This window comes from Streptomyces sp. NPDC007901 (genome assembly GCF_042959465.1).
Classification (GTDB): domain Bacteria; phylum Actinomycetota; class Actinomycetes; order Streptomycetales; family Streptomycetaceae; genus Streptomyces.
The window spans coordinates 138,272-153,148 of the sequence record NZ_JBIBKW010000020.1; the positions used below are offsets into that span (position 1 = coordinate 138,272).

15 protein-coding genes and 1 pseudogene are annotated in these 14,877 nt (G+C 73.4%); 7 read left to right on the forward strand and 9 right to left on the reverse strand.

The window, feature by feature from the left end:
• The first annotated feature begins 22 nt into the window (after nucleotides 1-22).
• Together ACFZDK_RS43230 and ACFZDK_RS43235 are read left to right on the forward strand one after the other, a co-directional pair.
• Nucleotides 23-1,345, forward strand: a complete 1,323-nt coding sequence (locus tag ACFZDK_RS43230) for a nucleotide sugar dehydrogenase (RefSeq protein WP_390981266.1) — start codon at nucleotides 23-25, stop codon at nucleotides 1,343-1,345.
• Nucleotides 1,346-1,420: 75 nt separating this feature from the next.
• Entirely contained in the window at nucleotides 1,421-2,635 is a 1,215-nt protein-coding gene (locus ACFZDK_RS43235; RefSeq protein WP_390981268.1) for a glycosyltransferase, read from the forward strand.
• Here the strand turns inward: ACFZDK_RS43235 and ACFZDK_RS43240 are convergent.
• Nucleotides 2,532-2,873: a VOC family protein gene (locus tag ACFZDK_RS43240; RefSeq protein ID WP_390981270.1), complete on the reverse strand. Its 342-nt coding sequence runs from the start codon at nucleotides 2,871-2,873 to the stop codon at nucleotides 2,532-2,534. The two genes, ACFZDK_RS43235 and ACFZDK_RS43240, sit on opposite strands and share 104 nt — an antisense overlap.
• Before the next feature lie 55 nt (nucleotides 2,874-2,928).
• Complete coding sequence (locus ACFZDK_RS43245; RefSeq protein ID WP_390981272.1) at nucleotides 2,929-3,339, reverse strand: VOC family protein; 411 nt, start codon at nucleotides 3,337-3,339, stop codon at nucleotides 2,929-2,931.
• Between the two features lie 318 nt (nucleotides 3,340-3,657).
• On the opposite strand from ACFZDK_RS43245, the gene ACFZDK_RS43250 reads away from it, so the two are divergent.
• A complete protein-coding gene (locus ACFZDK_RS43250) occupies nucleotides 3,658-4,758 on the forward strand; it encodes a ricin-type beta-trefoil lectin domain protein (RefSeq protein ID WP_390981274.1) in 1,101 nt (366 codons plus the stop codon).
• A 31-nt stretch (nucleotides 4,759-4,789) separates the two neighbouring features.
• Here the strand turns inward: ACFZDK_RS43250 and ACFZDK_RS43255 are convergent, their stop codons facing one another.
• Nucleotides 4,790-5,215, reverse strand: a complete 426-nt coding sequence (locus ACFZDK_RS43255) for a TIGR03618 family F420-dependent PPOX class oxidoreductase (protein WP_390981276.1) — start codon at nucleotides 5,213-5,215, stop codon at nucleotides 4,790-4,792.
• Between the two features lie 98 nt (nucleotides 5,216-5,313).
• Here ACFZDK_RS43255 and ACFZDK_RS43260 point away from each other — a divergent pair, with 98 nt between their 5' ends.
• The 3 genes from ACFZDK_RS43260 to ACFZDK_RS43270 are packed head-to-tail and all read left to right on the forward strand — an operon-like array spanning nucleotide 5,314 to nucleotide 8,503.
• Complete coding sequence (locus ACFZDK_RS43260; protein ID WP_390981278.1) at nucleotides 5,314-5,895, forward strand: WHG domain-containing protein; 582 nt, start codon at nucleotides 5,314-5,316, stop codon at nucleotides 5,893-5,895.
• Complete coding sequence (locus ACFZDK_RS43265; RefSeq protein WP_390981280.1) at nucleotides 5,892-7,232, forward strand: MFS transporter; 1,341 nt, start codon at nucleotides 5,892-5,894, stop codon at nucleotides 7,230-7,232. Before ACFZDK_RS43260 ends, ACFZDK_RS43265 begins: the two co-directional genes overlap by 4 nt.
• A 47-nt stretch (nucleotides 7,233-7,279) precedes the next feature.
• Nucleotides 7,280-8,503, forward strand: coding sequence for a serine hydrolase (locus tag ACFZDK_RS43270; protein ID WP_390981282.1), 1,224 nt, complete (start codon nucleotides 7,280-7,282; stop codon nucleotides 8,501-8,503).
• An 11-nt stretch (nucleotides 8,504-8,514) separates the two neighbouring features.
• Here ACFZDK_RS43270 and ACFZDK_RS43275 read toward each other — a convergent pair whose 3' ends face one another.
• Nucleotides 8,515-9,660 carry an FAD-dependent oxidoreductase gene (locus ACFZDK_RS43275; RefSeq protein WP_390981284.1) on the reverse strand — a complete coding sequence of 382 codons (1,146 nt, stop codon included), beginning with the start codon at nucleotides 9,658-9,660 and terminating at the stop codon, nucleotides 8,515-8,517.
• 55 nt (nucleotides 9,661-9,715) lie between these two features.
• Entirely contained in the window at nucleotides 9,716-10,375 is a 660-nt protein-coding gene (gene ribA, locus ACFZDK_RS43280; protein WP_390981287.1) for a GTP cyclohydrolase II, read from the reverse strand.
• Between the two features lie 37 nt (nucleotides 10,376-10,412).
• Between ribA and ACFZDK_RS43285 the strand changes: the two genes are divergently transcribed.
• Nucleotides 10,413-11,171, forward strand: coding sequence for a creatininase family protein (locus ACFZDK_RS43285; RefSeq protein WP_390981289.1), 759 nt, complete (start codon nucleotides 10,413-10,415; stop codon nucleotides 11,169-11,171).
• Between the two features lie 98 nt (nucleotides 11,172-11,269).
• On the opposite strand, the pseudogene ACFZDK_RS43290 reads toward ACFZDK_RS43285, so the two are convergent.
• The 4 genes and pseudogenes from ACFZDK_RS43290 to ACFZDK_RS43305 all read right to left on the reverse strand — a co-directional run.
• A pseudogene (locus ACFZDK_RS43290) lies at nucleotides 11,270-12,151 on the reverse strand (YbhN family protein); the annotation flags it as partial.
• Nucleotides 12,148-13,170: a trans-aconitate methyltransferase gene (locus tag ACFZDK_RS43295; protein WP_390981291.1), complete on the reverse strand. Its 1,023-nt coding sequence runs from the start codon at nucleotides 13,168-13,170 to the stop codon at nucleotides 12,148-12,150. The gene ACFZDK_RS43295 and the pseudogene ACFZDK_RS43290, both read right to left, overlap by 4 nt.
• Nucleotides 13,167-14,360 carry a glycosyltransferase gene (locus tag ACFZDK_RS43300; RefSeq protein ID WP_390981363.1) on the reverse strand — a complete coding sequence of 398 codons (1,194 nt, stop codon included), beginning with the start codon at nucleotides 14,358-14,360 and terminating at the stop codon, nucleotides 13,167-13,169. Before ACFZDK_RS43300 ends, ACFZDK_RS43295 begins: the two co-directional genes overlap by 4 nt.
• 5 nt (nucleotides 14,361-14,365) lie before the next feature.
• A complete protein-coding gene (locus ACFZDK_RS43305; protein ID WP_093497951.1) occupies nucleotides 14,366-14,764 on the reverse strand; it encodes a 6-carboxytetrahydropterin synthase in 399 nt (132 codons plus the stop codon).
• Between the last annotated feature and the right edge of the window lie 113 nt (nucleotides 14,765-14,877).

Below are 14,877 nucleotides of genomic sequence, written 5' to 3' on the forward strand. Positions count from 1 at the left end.
CTTGAGGGCGGAGTGAATCCCTATGCAGGCTGAAAAGGCCGTACCGCTCGGGGAATTGAGCGCATCGCTCGGGGACGAGGAACAGACCGACGGCTTCGAACTGGCCGTCATCGGGCTCGGCTACGTCGGGCTTCCGCTCGCGCGGGAGGCGTCGCTGGTCGGCCTGAGAGTAGCGGGCCTCGATCTGGACCCACGGGTCGTCGAGGGCCTCAACGCCGGCCACTCCCATGTCGACGACGTCTCCGACGAGGACGTCGCCCGGATGCGGCAGGCCGGGTTCACCGCGTACACGGACGACGCGTGTCTGGCCCGGGCGCAGACGATCGTGATCTGTGTGCCGACCCCGCTCAGCGAGGACGGCGGGCCCGATCTGCGCGCGGTGACCTCGGCCGCGAGCGCGGTGGCGGGCCGGCTGCGCCGGGGACGGCTCGTCGTCCTGGAGTCGACGACCTATCCGGGCACCACCGAGGAGGTCGTCAAGCCGCTCCTGGAGGAGTCCGGGCTGCGGGCCGGCGAGGACTTCGCGCTGGCCTTCTCACCGGAGCGCATCGACCCGGGCAACACCACGCACGGGCTGCGCGAGACACCGAAGGTGGTCGGCGGCCTCACCCCGGCGTGCTCGGTGAAGGCGGCCGCCTTCTACGGCAAGCTCGTCGACACCGTCGTGCAGGCCAAGGGCACCCGGGAAGCCGAGATGGCCAAGCTCCTGGAGAACACCTACCGGCACGTCAACATCGCACTGGTCAACGAACTGGCCATTCTCTGCCGCGAGTTGAAGGTGGACGTCTGGGACGCGATCCGCTGCGCGGGGACCAAGCCGTTCGGTTTCCAGGCCTTCCGGCCGAGCGCCGGGGTGGGCGGCCACTGCATCCCCATCGACCCCAACTACCTGTCGTACAAGGTGCGTTCGATCGGCTACGAGTTCCGGTTCGTGGAACTCGCCCGGGAGATCAACGCACACATGCCGGAGTACGTCGTCCGGCGCGCCCAGGACCTGCTCAACCACGAGGGCCGCGCCCTGCACGGCTCCCGGGTGCTCCTGCTCGGCGTCACCTACAAGCCGGACGTCGCCGACCAGCGGGAGGCGCCCGCGGTGCCGGTGGCCCGGCTGCTGCGGGAGCGGGAGGCGGAGATCGCCTTCCACGACCCCTTCGTACCGGCCTGGTTCGTGGACGGGGAGGCCGTGCCGCGCGTCACCGACGTGGCGGCCGCCGTGCGCTCGCACGACCTGACGATCCTGCTCCAGGACCACTCCGTGTACGACCTCCCTGCCCTCGGCGACGAGGCCCGCCTGCTCTTCGACACCCGGGGGCGGATCTTCCGGCCCGGTGTCGAGGTGCTCTAGGCGACCCCTGCGGCAACTCCCCTTCCGCGGCCCGGAGTCCGAGGACTCCGAGCCGCGGAGTCGAAAGGCGCTCAGATGCGGATACTCGTCGTCACCGTCGTCCACCACCCCGAGGACGCGCGCATCCTGCACCGGCAGATCGGCGCGCTGCGGGAACGCGGTCACCACGTCGTGTACGCGGCACCGTTCTCGGCCCGCGAGGTGCGGCCCCGGGCGGATCTCGAAGGCATCGACCTGCCCCGGGCGGCCGGCCGCGACCGCCGGGCGGCCGTGGGCGCCGCCCGTGCCCTGCTGGCCGCGCGCGGCCACGAGGCCGACCTGGTCCTCCTCCACGACCCGGAACTGCTGCTGGCGCTCCCGGGCACCCTGCGCCGCTGGCGGCGGTCCGGGGCCGGTCCGGTGGTCGTCTGGGACGTCCACGAGGACACCGCGGCGGCGCTCGCCATGAAGCGCTGGGTGCCGAAACCGCTGCGGCCGCCGCTGCGGCTGGGCGTGCGGGCGGCCGAGCGGCTCGCGGAACGCCATCTGCGGCTGCTCCTCGCCGAGGACGCCTACCAGCGGCGGTTCCGCCGCAGCCACCCGGTGGTACCGAACTTCACCACCGCGCCCGTCCACGCCCCCGAACCGCCGGGCACCGGGCACGTCGTCTACGTCGGCCACCTGTCCCGGGCCCGCGGCGCGCTGGACCTGATCGAGACGGCCCGGCAACTGGGCCCCGGCCTGCGGGTCGACGTGGCCGGCGCGGCCGACCCCGACGTCCGGGAGGCGCTCACGGCGGCCGACCGGGACGGGGTGCTGCGCTGGCACGGCTTCCTGCCCAACGACCGGGCCCTCGCCCTGCTCTCCGGCGCCCTGGCCGGCCTCTCCCTCCTCCACGACCAGCCCAACTACCGCCATTCGCGGCCCACCAAGGTCGTCGAGTACATGGCGCACGGGGTTCCCGTGATCACCACCCCCACCCCGCTGGCGGCCGAGATGGTCGAGCGACACGGCTGCGGTCTCGTCGTCCCGTACGAGGATCCGCGCGCCGCGGCGGCGGCGATACGGCGGCTGGGCGCCGACGCGATCCTGCGTCACACCGCGGCCCAGCGCGGCCGCGAGGCGGCTCTCACCCACTTCAACTGGCCGGACAAGGCAGCCGAGTTCACGCACTGCCTGGAGACCTGGGTGCGGGAGGAGGCCGGTACTAGGCGCGCTCGTGACGGGGCTCGTACAAGGCGACCTCGCCTCCGCCCGGCAACCGGAAGGCCGTCACCCGGCCCCAGGCCGCGACCTGGACGGGTCGGCTGAACTCCACGCCCTTGGCCGTGAGTTCGGTGACCGTGGAGTCCAGGTCGTCGCACATCAGCATCAGTTCGTGGGACGGTCCGCCGTCGGCCGGATGGCAGGCCACCTCGGCCGGCGGCAGCCGGAAGATCAGCCAGCCGTGCCCCACGTCGACGTGCGGCCAGCCCAGGACGTCCCGGAGGAAGGCGCGGTCCGCCTCGGCGTCGCGCGTGTAGATCACCACATGTGCCCCATTGATCACGCGCGGAGGCTAGTCGCGGAGCGGGCCGTCGGCAAGCACCCGCCGTCACCCGCCGTCACGCGTTGGACCAGCCCCGCTCGCAGAGCACCAGCCGGTACCCGTCGGGGTCCTCGACCGTGACACCCCACTGGTTCCAGTACGGGTTGGGCGAGGGCACCCGCTTGCCGCCGTGCTCCTCCAGCCGGGCGACCAGTTCCTCCGGCACCGGTTCGTCGACGTAGACGACCAGCAGGTCCTCCTCGGTGGGCCGGGGGTCGACGGGCCGGGCGGGCTCGTGGACCAGCTCCAGATGCCAGCCGGCGTCCGGCCAGCCCACCATCAGCAGGTCGTGCTCCCCGGGTTCCGGCCCGCCCTCGGCCCGCCACACCACACCCAGCCCGAGGCCCTCCACCCAGAAGCGCTCGGCCGCCGCGAGGTCCCGGGACGGGCGGGCGATCCGGATGTGACTACGGCCGTTGACGGGCATCGTGACCTCTTCCTGAGCTGCCGTTTCCTCCTCAGCAGCCTAGGTATCCGCACCTCCCTCGGCCATCGGCCGATCGCCCTGGACCGCAGGGCCTAGGTCGCCTCCGCACAGCGGCGGTGCCGGGCAACGGGCTTCGCGGTGCGCCGCGTTGCCACCGCCCCGCCCCGCCCCGTTCAATGGCGAAATTCACCGGGGGAGATCCGGACGCGGGAGCGCTTGCCGTGCACCGCGCAGGGGCCGGGAACCGTCGTCGTGCGGAGTCACGTCCACCGACAGAAACCGGTTACGCTCCCCCCGACTTCTCACCGCGAGGATGACATGACCGCCTCCCCCGACGATCCGACAGCGAAAGACGTCGCCGCCTCGCCGGAGCCGCCCGCCACCACATCTCCGCGCAGACCCCTGCCCCGCCGTGAAAGAGGCCCGTCGGCGATCGCCGAGGCGGGCGCCTCGTCCCCCGCGCCGAGACCGGGGGCGGCCCCCGACGGAGCCGCCCCCGAACCCGGTCCCGAGTACGCGTCCATACCGCCCATGTCCGCCGCCGCGGCGGAGTTCGCGGCCCTCACCACCGAGGCACCGGACCCGGCGGACATGGCGAACAGCGCGGGCAGCGCCGGCCCGCGTCCCGGTCCGGGGCGTCCGGACGACCCGGTGGTCACCACCGCCACGCCTCCGCGTCGCTCCCGGCGTCCCCGTCCGGCGGTACTGGCCGGTGCCGGCCTCGTGGCCGCCCTGCTGATCGGCACCCCGTTCCTCCTCAACGGCGGCGACGGCGGCACGGACCACACCGACGCGTCGGGATCCGCGGCGGGCTCCCTCCTCGGCGACGGGAAGAACGGTCACGCCCCCGACTCCTCCGGCGGAGCGACCCCGCAGGCGTCCGTGAAGGGCGTGCCCCAGGAGCGGACGCCCTCGCCCGTCCCGTCGCCGACGCCCTCCAGGAAGTCCGGCGGCACCAAGAAGAGCGGCGGCAAGAAGGGCACCACGGCCACGCCCACCGCATCCGCCGCGCCCGACACCCCCTCGGTCACCGTCGCGAACGTCCGGCTCCGCGGCGCGGGATCCGGCCGCTGCATCGACGTGACGGACGGCAGCACCGCGGACCAGACCCCCCTGCAGATCTGGGACTGCGGCGGGGTCGACTGGCAGAAGTGGACGTTCTTCGCCGACGGCACCGTCCGCAGCCTCGGCACGTGCATGACCGTCGCCGGGGGCTCGCGGGACGACGGCGCGGCGATCCGCCTCGCCGGCTGCGACGGCTCCGGGGCCCAGCGGTTCCGGCTCACCGCGGCGAACGACCTGGTCAACGTCCAGGCCGACAAATGCGTCGACGTCACCGACGTGCGGAGCGACAACGGCGCGCGGCTGCAGCTGTGGGGCTGCTCCGGCGGGGGCAACCAGAAGTGGAGCATCTACTGACGCCGCCCCCGCGCACCCCGACGCCTCGGGCCTACGCGCGCGGAATGCCGTACGCCCGGTCCACGCGCAGCCGCAGCACGAGCCGGCGGTCGCGGACCATCGCGGCGCGGTAGTCGTCCCAGTCGGGGTGCTCGCCCTGGACGTCACGGTAGAGGCGGACGAGTTCCTCGACGGTCTCGTCGTACGGGTCCCGGGCGACCGGTGACAGCTCGGCGGTGCCCTCGGCGACCGTGTAGGCCCAGCGGTCGGGACTGGTGACGTGGTAGGAGGCGCGGGGGTCGCGGCGCAGGTTGCGGGTCTTCGCGCGGTCGTCCGTGATCGAGACCCGCACGGTCCGTTCGTCGGGGTAGTACGCGTGGCTGACATTGGACAGCTGGGGGCGGCCGTCGCTCTTGAGGGTGACCAGCACCCCGGCGTGGCCTTCGGAGAGCAGCTTCAGAAGAGCGTCCTGGGTCATACAGGGGACAACCCCGCCGCTGCCGTCCGGCATTCCCTTCCTGCCCTTCCGGACCGAGGCGGTAGACACTGTCTACGGTGGCCTGGTAGACAGTGTCTATGACAGAGTCCGACACGAGCCTGCGCGACCGGCTGGTCGACGTCGGCGTGGAGTTGGTGGCCGCCGAGGGCGCCCAGGCGCTGACCCTGCGGGAGATCGCCCGCCGGGCCGGGGTCTCGCACGGGGCACCCCGCCGCTACTTCCCCACGCATCTCGGACTGCTCTCGGCCATCGCACGCCGGGGCTTCACCGAACTGGCCGCGCGCGGAGAGGCGGCGCTGGGCGACGGTGCGTCGGCACCAGGCGCACAAGTCGCCGCGCTGGCCCGGGTGTACCTGGAGTTCGCGCGGGACAGTCCGGGCATGTACGAGCTGATGTTCCGTCACGACCTGCTGGAGAGCGGCCACCTAGGGCTGCGGGAGACCAGCCTGCCGCTGTTCGGGCTGCTCGCCGACCTGGTCGGCCGGGCCCGGCCCGGCGCGGACGCACGGCTCGTCGCGGGCGCCCTGTGGGCGAACCTGCACGGCATCGCCCAGCTGTGGAGTTGGGGCAGCCTGCAACTCGCCACCGGCGCAGACGACTTCGGGCCCCTGCTGCGCTCCGCGCTGGACGCGCACCTCGGGCCGGAGGCCGGCCGGTGAACCGGCGGCTGACGCTGGCGAGCAGTGTCGCCGGCGCCGTGGTGGTCGCGCTGGACGGCACCGTGCTCACGGTCGCACAGCCCACGCTGCAACGGGAGTTGCACGCCTCCTTCGCCGAGGTGCAGTGGACCAGCACCGCCTATCTCATCGCGGTGGCGAGCCTGCTGGTCTTCGCCGGGCGGCTCGCCGACCGGTACGGGCAGCGGCGGATGTTCGGGCTCGGCATGCTCGGCTTCGGCGCCGCCTCGGCCGGTATCGGCTGTGCGCCGGGGATCGGCTGGGTGATCGGACTGCGGGTGGCCCAGGGCGTGTTCGGGGCGCTGCTGCAGCCCGCGACGCTCGGCATGCTGCGCACCGCATATCCACCGGACCGGCTGGCCAGGCCCCTCGCAGTGCGCACGGCCGCCGTCGGACTGGCCGCCGCCGCGGGGCCGTTGGTCGGCGGGGCGCTGGTGACGGGGCTGGGCTGGCGGGCGGTGTTCTTCCTCCATGTGCTGCCGACGGCGGCCTTCGGGATGCTCGCGCTGGCCGGGCGGGAGCCACGACCGGCGGTGCGGACCCCGCTGGACGGGCCGGGCGCGCTGCTGCTCGCGGTGACCCTGGCCGCTCTGGTGCACGGACTGGTCACCGGTACGGCGGCGAGTCTCGGGGTGGCCGTGGTCACCGGGGCCGTGTTCGTCCGGCACGAGCGGCGGACGGCGAGCCCGCTGCTGCCGCCCGGGGTGATCGGCGCCCCGGCGGTCGGGGCGGCCCTCGGCGTCCTGGTCACCGCGTCGGCGGCGCTGTTCGGCACGCTGTTCGTCGCCGTCTACGCCCTCCAGCGCACCCTCGGTCTCGACCCGTTCGCCAGCGCCCTGCGCAGTCTGCCGCTGGCGGTGCTGATGGTGGCGTCCGCCGCCCTGTGCCCCGTACTCCTGCGCCGGTACGGCGCGCGGCGCACCACCGCGACGGCCATGGCCCTGCTCGTCCTCGGTGTCCTGCTGCTGACCCGGCCCTCGGCCGCGCCCGCGCTGTACGGCGGTTTCGCGGCGCTGGGCGCCGGGTTCGGCACGGTGATGGTGGCGGCGACCCAGGTCGTCGTACGGCAGGCGGACGCCGGGGCGGCCGGGGTGGCGGGCGGGTCGCAGCAGACCGCGCTCAACATCGGGCCGGTGCTCGGGGTGGCCGTGGCGGGCGCCCTGCTGCCCTCCGGAGCCACGGAACCGCTGCTCGTCCTGGGGTTCCTGGCCGCGCTCGGCGTGGCGGTCGTCCGTCCGCTCCCCGGCGCATCTCCTATAGCGTCCGTCACACCACACGCGGATGAGCGGGACCATTCCCCCCTTCCTGCGCAACGATGAGATCCGAGGTCGGACCGCACCGCGGACGACGCGACCGGAGGAGAGCGATGGCACAGCTGCGACAGGAAGTCGACCCCAGTGAGGTCGGGCTGGACGTGAAGGCGCTGGACCGCCTCGACCAGCACTTCGCCCACTTCGTCGACGAAGGACGCCTGCCCGGCTACCTGGTGGCCGTGGCGCGCGGCGGCCGGGTCGCCCACCTCACCACGCAGGGCCACCGCGACCGCGCGGCGGGACTGCCGGTCGAACCGGACACCATCTGGCGGGTCTACTCCATGACCAAGCCGGTCACGGCGGTCGCGATCCTGCTGCTGAGGGAGGAGGGCCTGCTGTCGCTGGACGATCCGGTCGACCGCTTCCTTCCCGAGTTCGCCGAACCCCGGGTGTACGTGTCGGGTTCGGGCGAGGGCACGGTGACCCGGCCGGCCGACGGACCGATCCTGATCCGCCATCTCCTCACCCACACCGCCGGGTTGACCTTCGCCTTCTACCACACGCACCCCGTGGACGCCCTCTACCGCGAGGCGGGCCTGGAGTTCTCGGTACCGGCGGGCGCGAACCTCGCGGAGACGATGGCGGTGTACGCCCGGATGCCGCTCCAGTTCGAGCCGGGCACCCAGTGGAACTACTCGGTGGGCTTCAACGTGCTCAGCCGGGTCGTCGAGGTGGTCTCCGGGCAGAGGCTCGACGAGTTCTTCGCGGACCGGATCTTCCGCCCGCTCGGCATGCCGGACGCGGGCCTGCACATCGTGCCCGAGCAGGCCGACCGGCTCTCCGAGTTGTACGGCGAGACGGACGGCGGCGGCATCGAGGCCATCCCCGGGCTGCCGCTGCGGGGCCGCCCCCGCTTCCTGTCCGGCAGCGGCGGCCTGGCGGCGACCGCGTACGACTACCACCGGTTCATGGAGATGCTGCGCCGGGGCGGCGAGCTGGACGGCGTCCGCCTCCTCTCCCCCGCCTCGGTCGGCCTGCTCTCCGGCAACCACCTGCCCGGCGGCGCCGACCTGCGTGCCTTCGGCGCCCCCGTCCACCAGGAGCCCGGCAACGACGGCCTCGGTTTCGGCCTGGGCGTCTCGGTGGTGATCGACCCCGCCCGCACCCTCTCGCCCAGCAGCCCCGGCGCCTACGGCTGGACCGGGGCCGCCACCACCGCCTTCTGGGTCGATCCCGCCCACGACCTGACCGTGCAGTTCCACACCCAGGTGCGCCCCAGGAGCCTGAAGATCTTCCCGGAGCTGCGCCGGCTCGTCCACGAGACGATCCAGGACTGAGCGAGCCCGGGTCAGACCAGGTTGGCCTCCGGGCGGGGGGCGTCGGCCGCGAACCGGTCGGCGCTGAGCGGGCGGACGTCCAGGAAGGGTGCCCGGCCCAGATACAGGTCGCGGATCACCTCGCCGACCGCCGGGCCCTGGAGGAAGCCGTGACCGGAGAACCCGGTGGCGTACAGGAACCGGGAGACCGAAGGGGCCTCGCCGATCAGGGCGTTGTGGTCCGGGGTGTTCTCGTACAGGCCCGCCCAGCCGCCGGTGCGGCGCAGGTCGAGCAGGGCCGGGGCGCGCCGCCGCATCGTCTCGTACAGGCGCGGGATCCAGCGGTCGTGGGCGTCGGTGGCGAAGCCCGGCCGCTCGTCGGGGTCGGACATGCCGAGCAGCAGTCCGGGGCCCTCGGCGTGGAAGTACAGGCTGGTGCTGAAGTCGATCGTCATCGGGAGCGTCGGCGGCAGTCCCGGGACCGGTTCGGTGACCGCGATCTGGCGGCGCAGGGGCTGCACCGGTAAGTCGACGCCGGCCATCGCGCCGACCGCCCTCGACCAGGGCCCGGCCGCGCAGACCACCGTGTCGGTGGCGATCCGGCCGAGGGTGGTGTGGACGGCGGTGACATAGTTGCCGTCCCGTTCGATGCCGGTGACCTCGGTGTGGCGCAGCACGCGGGCGCCGTGGGCACGGGCCGCGGCCGCGTAGCCGTGCACGACGGACTCGGGAGTGCAGTGGCCGTCGTCCGGGGAGTACGCGGCGGCCAGCAGCCCGTCCGTGCTGATCAGCGGGGAGAGCCGGGCCGCCTCCTTCGGGGTGAGCATCCGGCTGGGCACGCCGAGGTGGTTCTGGAGCCGGACGCTCGCCTCGAAGGAGGCGACCTCCTCGGGGGTGGAGAGGAGGAAGAGGTAGCCGACCCGGCGCAGCCCGATGTCGTACCCGATCTCCTCCCCGAAGCGGGCGAAGGCCTCTAAGCTGCGCGCGCCCAGCTGGACGTTGAGCTCGTCGGAGAACTGGGCGCGCACTCCGCCCGCGGCCTTCGAGGTGGATCCGGCGGCCAGCTCGTCGCGTTCGACGAGGACGACGTCACGGACGCCCGCGCTCGCGAGGTGGTAGGCGATGCTGGTGCCCATCACCCCGCCGCCGACGATCACTGCCTGGGCCCGAAGATTCACGCGTGTACCTCCTGTCGGTCTCCCCCGATCCTTCCCCGGGAGGCCACCGGGTACCTCAGGACCAGTGCGCGACCGCGTCCAGGTGGGGCAGCACATGGTCCAGGCGCTCCCGCTTGGTGCGCAGGTACGTGATGTTGTTCTCGCACGGCTCGATCAGCAGCGGGACCGTTTCGGCTACCTCGACGCCGTGCCGTTCCAGGGACTCGCGCTTGCGCGGGTTGTTGGACATCAGGCGTACCGAACGCACCCCGAGGTCGCTCAGGATGCCGGCGGCGACACCGTAGTCGCGGGCGTCGACGGGCAGGCCGAGCGCGAGGTTGGCCTCGACGGTGTCCAGGCCCTCCGCCTGCAGGGCCATCGCGCGCAGCTTGGCCAGCAGACCGATGCCGCGGCCCTCGTGCCCCCGCAAGTAGACGACGATGCCGCTGCCTTCGGCGACGACCGCGCGCAGCGCCGCGGCCAGCTGGTCGCCGCACTCGCAGTGCTGGGAGCCGAACGCGTCCCCGGTCAGGCATTCCGAGTGCAGCCGGGTCAGCACTCGGTCGCTGTCGATGTCCCCGTAGACCAGGGCGACTTGCTCGTCACCGCGGTCGTGGTCCAGGTAGCCGATCGCCTGGAATTTCCCGTAGACGGTGGGCAGCGGTGCATTCACGACGCGTTCCACGCCCGAACGCCGTGGGGACTTCTTGCCGAGTACGCCGATGTTTTCTGTCATGATCTGATTCCTAAGCAGAGACGAAAGGCCGTGAAAGATGAGTGGTTCGGGCGCGCGTACGGCGGCATACGGTCTGTTGCCGGCGGACACTACGGAAGAGGTACGGACCAGGGGGGCGGGCGTTTCAACACAGGTCGCCGTCCTTCCCGTGGGGAGCTTCGAACAGCACGGCCCGTACCTTCCGCTGGCCACCGACACCCTCGTCGCCTGTGCCGTCGCCCGGGAGATCGCCGCCACGTTCCCGGTGCACCTCCTTCCTCCGGTGACGGTCTCCTGCTCGCACGAGCACGCCGCCTGGCCGGGGACCGTCAGCATCTCCGCGGTGACCCTGCACGCGGTGGTGAACGACATCGCCGCCTCGCTGCGCCGCTCCGGCGTCGAGGCACTGGTCGTGGTCAACGGCCACGGCGGCAACTACGTGCTGGGCAACGTCGTGCAGGAGGCGTCCGCGCGGGGCGAGCGGATGGCGCTGTACCCGGCCGCGGAGGACTGGGCGACGGCGCTGGAAAAGGCCGGGGTGGAGACCTCGGCGCTCACCGACATGCATGCCGGGGAAATCGAGACCTCCATTCTGCTGCACGCTCATCCCGAAATGGTCCGCCCTGGTTACGAGTCCGTCGATTTCACCGCTGACGACCGTCGTCATCTCCTCACCCTGGGAATGTCCGCCTATACCGACTCGGGCGTGATCGGCCGTCCTTCCCTGGGGTCGGCGGAAAAGGGGAAGGAACTGCTGGCGAGCCTGGCGGATTCCTTCGGGGCGGTTTTCGAACTGCTCACCGCCGGGCGGGAGTAGCGCAGCCCGGCGTACCAGCGGACGACCAGGACCACCAGACCGGGCAGCGCCGCCACGAAGCTGAGCACGCCGTAGACGACGGCGGTGGCGAGCCCGGTGTTGGCGCCGAGGCCCGCCGCGGCGAACGCCCAGGCGGTGACGCCCTCCCGAGGCCCCCAGCCGCCGACGTTCAGCGGCACGCCCATGGCGACCAGCGCCAGCACCGCGATCGGCGTCACCGCCGCCACCGAGGCGGCGGAACCGGCGACCCGCGCGGACACCACGAACATCCCGACGTGCCCGGCGAGGACGACCACCGAGGACAGCGCGACGCCCGGACCGTTCTGCCGGGACAGCAGCGCCCGGCGGGCCTCGGCGAGCGTCGAGCGCAGGGCGCCGCCGCGCCTGCCCGGGGCCTTGTTCATCCGGAGGGCGACCACGATCGCGATCGCGCCCGCGACCCCGGCCGCCGCCAGCGGGGCGAAGCTGCGCACGTCGGCGCGGACCGGCGAGGGCAGGATCAGCAGCGCGCCCGCCCCGAACACCGTCAACGCGATCTGCCCGGCGGTCCGTTCGAGGACGACCGCGCGGACCCCGCGCCCGATGTCGCCCTCGCTCTGCCCGTGCCGCACCGCCCGGTGCACATCGCCGAGCACCCCGCCGGGCAGGGCCGCGTTGAGGAACAGCGCCCGGTAGTAGTCGCCGACGGCGGGCCCGAGCGGCAGCCGAAGACCGAGGCTGCGGGCCACCAACTGCCAGCGCCAGGCGCTCAGTACGGTGGTGACCGCGCCGATCACCAGGCCGATCAGCAGCGTCGGCGTGTCGATCCGGCGCAGTCCGTCGAGGAAGACGCCGGTGCCGAGCCGCCACAGCAGCACGCCGATGATGGCGGCGCCGGCGACCGTGCCCAGGTGGGGTCGGACGGCACGGAAGGTGAGGCGCCGGCCCACGCTCACCGGGGCGACAGGCGCGCTCTCCCGGACCAGGGTGGGGGTGCTCACGAGGTGCCTCCGGTCGGCCGGGCCAGCGCCAGCAGGTCGCTGTGGTGCAGGAGGACCCGCAGTTCACCGGCCGCGTTGGCGGCGAGCCGCTCGGCCAGGTAGGCCTCGGCGCGCTCGGCCAGTTCGGGGCGCTGCTCGACGGCGGCGCCGACCCAGCCGCGCAGCCACTGCTCGGTGAGCGCCTTCTCGTCGGGGCCGAGCCGCCAGGGGCTGGGGTGCACCTTCACGGTGGCGCCCCGGTCGGCGAACGCCTCGCAGGCGGCCGTGACCGCGTCCGGGCCGAGCATTCCGCCGCGCCGCTGGTGGGCGTTGAACGCCTCGGTGATCTCGGCGTCCAGCGGGTGGGACGGGGTGAGGTCGACCCGCCCGGCCACCGACAGGGTCAGCAGCGCGGGGCAGCCGGCCCCGGCACAGGCCTCGGCGAGTACGTCGACCTCCTCCCGGGTGAGGACGTCGAGGAGAGCGGAGGCGGTCACCAGCGAGGCGCCTATGAGCGCGTCGGGGGTGAGCCGGGCGACGTCACCGCGCCGGGTCTCCACCGTGACCCGGCTGCCGTCGGCGGCGGCCCGGGGCGAGGCGACGGCGGCGAAGTGCAGCAGGTAGGGGTCGCGGTCGTGCAGGATCCAGTGCTGGGCGCCGTCGAGCCGGGGCGCCAGCCAGCGGCCCATCGAGCCCGTTCCACAGCCCAGGTCGTGCACGACGACACCGCCCGCCTTGCCGGGCAGGTTGGCCAGCCGGATCCGCAGCGGGTCCAGCAGGTCGTGCGCCCGGGCGACCGCGTCCGCGCTCTCCCGCAGCTCCAGCCACTCGGGCGCGTACCGCGGCGGCTCCTCGGGCCCGGCCTCGCGCAGCCGTACGGTGGCCCGCTCGCCCGGACGCACGACGGGACCGGCCCCGGCGATCACCTCGGAAGACACCTGTTCGCTCTCTCGTCCCACTCCTGCATCCGTAACATCCCTCGGCCCCGGCTGCGCGGGGATCGCGCCGACCGGAGTAGTGGTCGTGGTCTCGCTGGTCATGCCGCCCTCCTGGGTTCGTCGGGGAGTCGCAGCAGGACTCCGGCCAGGCTGCGGGCGGTGGCCGCCCAGCCGTCGAGCGCCGCCCGCCGGCCGCGCGCGGCGGCCTTGAGACGGCGGCGTACGTCCGCCTCGCCGAACCAGCCGCGCAGTTCGGCGGCGAGCGCGGCGGGGTCCTCCGGCGGGACCAGGATGCCGGGCACCCCGCCGTCGGGGGCGCGGCCGACCGCCTCGGGCAGTCCGCCGACGTCGGTGGCGAGCACCGGGATGCCCCGGGCGAGGGCCTCGGTGACCGCCATGCCGTAGGTCTCGGCGTAGGAGGTGAGGACCATCAGGTCGGCGGCCGCGTAGCTGGCGTCGAGCGCGGCGCCGGAGCGGGGGCCGGCGAGGTGCAGCCGGTCGGTCAGCCCGTGCTCGGCGATCAGCGACCGCAGGTGGGCGACGTACTCGGGGTCCTGGCCGAGCCCGCCGACGCAGGTGCAGGTCCACGGCAGGTCGCGGACCGCGGCGAGGGCCTCGACCAGCCGGTGCTGGCCCTTGCGCGGGGTGACGGCGGCGACGCACACCAGGTGCGAGACCCCGTCGGTGCCGCCGGCCAGCGGGGCGATGTCCGCGCCCGGGGCGGCGACATGCACCCGTTCGGGTGCCAGGCCGTGGTGCGAGACCAGCCGTCGTACCGCCCAGTCGCTGGTCGCGATCACGGCCGGGACGGCGCGCAGCACCGCGCGCTCACGGGCGTCCAGGTCGGCGGCGACGGCCCGGTCCAGGCCGGTCTCGTCGCCGAGCGGCAGGTGGACGAGGACGGCGAGCCGCAGCCGTTCCGCCTCGGGGACGACGATCTCCGGGACGCCGCAGGCGACCAGGCCGTCAAGCAGGACGGCCGCACCGTCGGGCAGTTCCCGCAGGGTGCGGGCGAGGCCGTCCCGGGCGGCCTGCTCGGGGCGCGGCCAGGATCCGTCCGCCACGTGCCGGGTGACCTGCCAGCCGAAGCCGGGCAGGTCCAGGCAGACCCGCCGGTCGTAGGCGTTGCCGCCGCTCGGCTGGGCCGGGTCGTCGACGCCGCCCGGCATGACGAAGTGCACGGTGCGCAGGGACATGGGCAGGATCCCGAGGTTCGCCGGGGCTTGGATGTCGGCGGTGGCCGCGCGCGGCGCGGGCACGTAGGTGAGGGCCGGGGCGCGGCCGACGGCCATGTCGGTCACAGGGCACGCTCGTAACTCGCCCAGGCGACGTGCGACTCGTGGAGCGTCACGGTCAGTCCGGCGAGGCCCCTGGCGCCCTCGCCCAGGGCGCCCTTCTCGATCCGCTCGGCGAGCCGGTCCGCGATGACCTTCGCGAGGAACTCCGTGGAGGTGTTGATCCCGGCGAAGTCCGGCTCGTTGTCGAGGTTTCTGTAGTTCAGCTCGCTGACCACGGCCCCGAGTTCCTGGGTGGCAAGACCGATGTCGACGACGATGTTGTCGTCGTCCAGCTGCTCGCGGCGGAAGGTGGCGTCCACCAGGAACGTGGCGCCGTGCAGTCGCTGCGCGGGTCCGAACACCTCGCCGCGGAAACTGTGGGCGATCATGATGTGATCGCGGACGGTGATGCTGAACAACGGACGACCCTCCAGGTGCGGCGCGTCTGGTCCCCCGGCTGATCCCTGCCGGGGGATGCCCTTAATACGGCTCTTGGCTTCCCCGTGTTCAGTCCACTCTCACTCTTTTCTCA

Bases quoted from the DNA above. Each gene is read 5' to 3' on its own strand.
- ACFZDK_RS43285 (WP_390981289.1), top strand. From the start codon at position 10,413: ATGAGTGGTTCGGGCGCGCGTACGGCGGCATACGGTCTGTTGCCGGCG.
- ACFZDK_RS43295 (WP_390981291.1), bottom strand. From the start codon at position 13,170: ATGACCAGCGAGACCACGACCACTACTCCGGTCGGCGCGATCCCCGCG.
- ACFZDK_RS43260 (WP_390981278.1), top strand. From the start codon at position 5,314: ATGACAGAGTCCGACACGAGCCTGCGCGACCGGCTGGTCGACGTCGGC.
- ACFZDK_RS43235 (WP_390981268.1), top strand. From the start codon at position 1,421: ATGCGGATACTCGTCGTCACCGTCGTCCACCACCCCGAGGACGCGCGC.
- ACFZDK_RS43255 (WP_390981276.1), bottom strand. From the start codon at position 5,215: ATGACCCAGGACGCTCTTCTGAAGCTGCTCTCCGAAGGCCACGCCGGG.
- ACFZDK_RS43270 (WP_390981282.1), top strand. From the start codon at position 7,280: ATGGCACAGCTGCGACAGGAAGTCGACCCCAGTGAGGTCGGGCTGGAC.
- ACFZDK_RS43300 (WP_390981363.1), bottom strand. From the start codon at position 14,360: ATGGCCGTCGGCCGCGCCCCGGCCCTCACCTACGTGCCCGCGCCGCGC.
- ACFZDK_RS43250 (WP_390981274.1), top strand. From the start codon at position 3,658: ATGACCGCCTCCCCCGACGATCCGACAGCGAAAGACGTCGCCGCCTCG.
- ribA (WP_390981287.1), bottom strand. From the start codon at position 10,375: ATGACAGAAAACATCGGCGTACTCGGCAAGAAGTCCCCACGGCGTTCG.
- ACFZDK_RS43245 (WP_390981272.1), bottom strand. From the start codon at position 3,339: ATGCCCGTCAACGGCCGTAGTCACATCCGGATCGCCCGCCCGTCCCGG.
- ACFZDK_RS43230 (WP_390981266.1), top strand. From the start codon at position 23: ATGCAGGCTGAAAAGGCCGTACCGCTCGGGGAATTGAGCGCATCGCTC.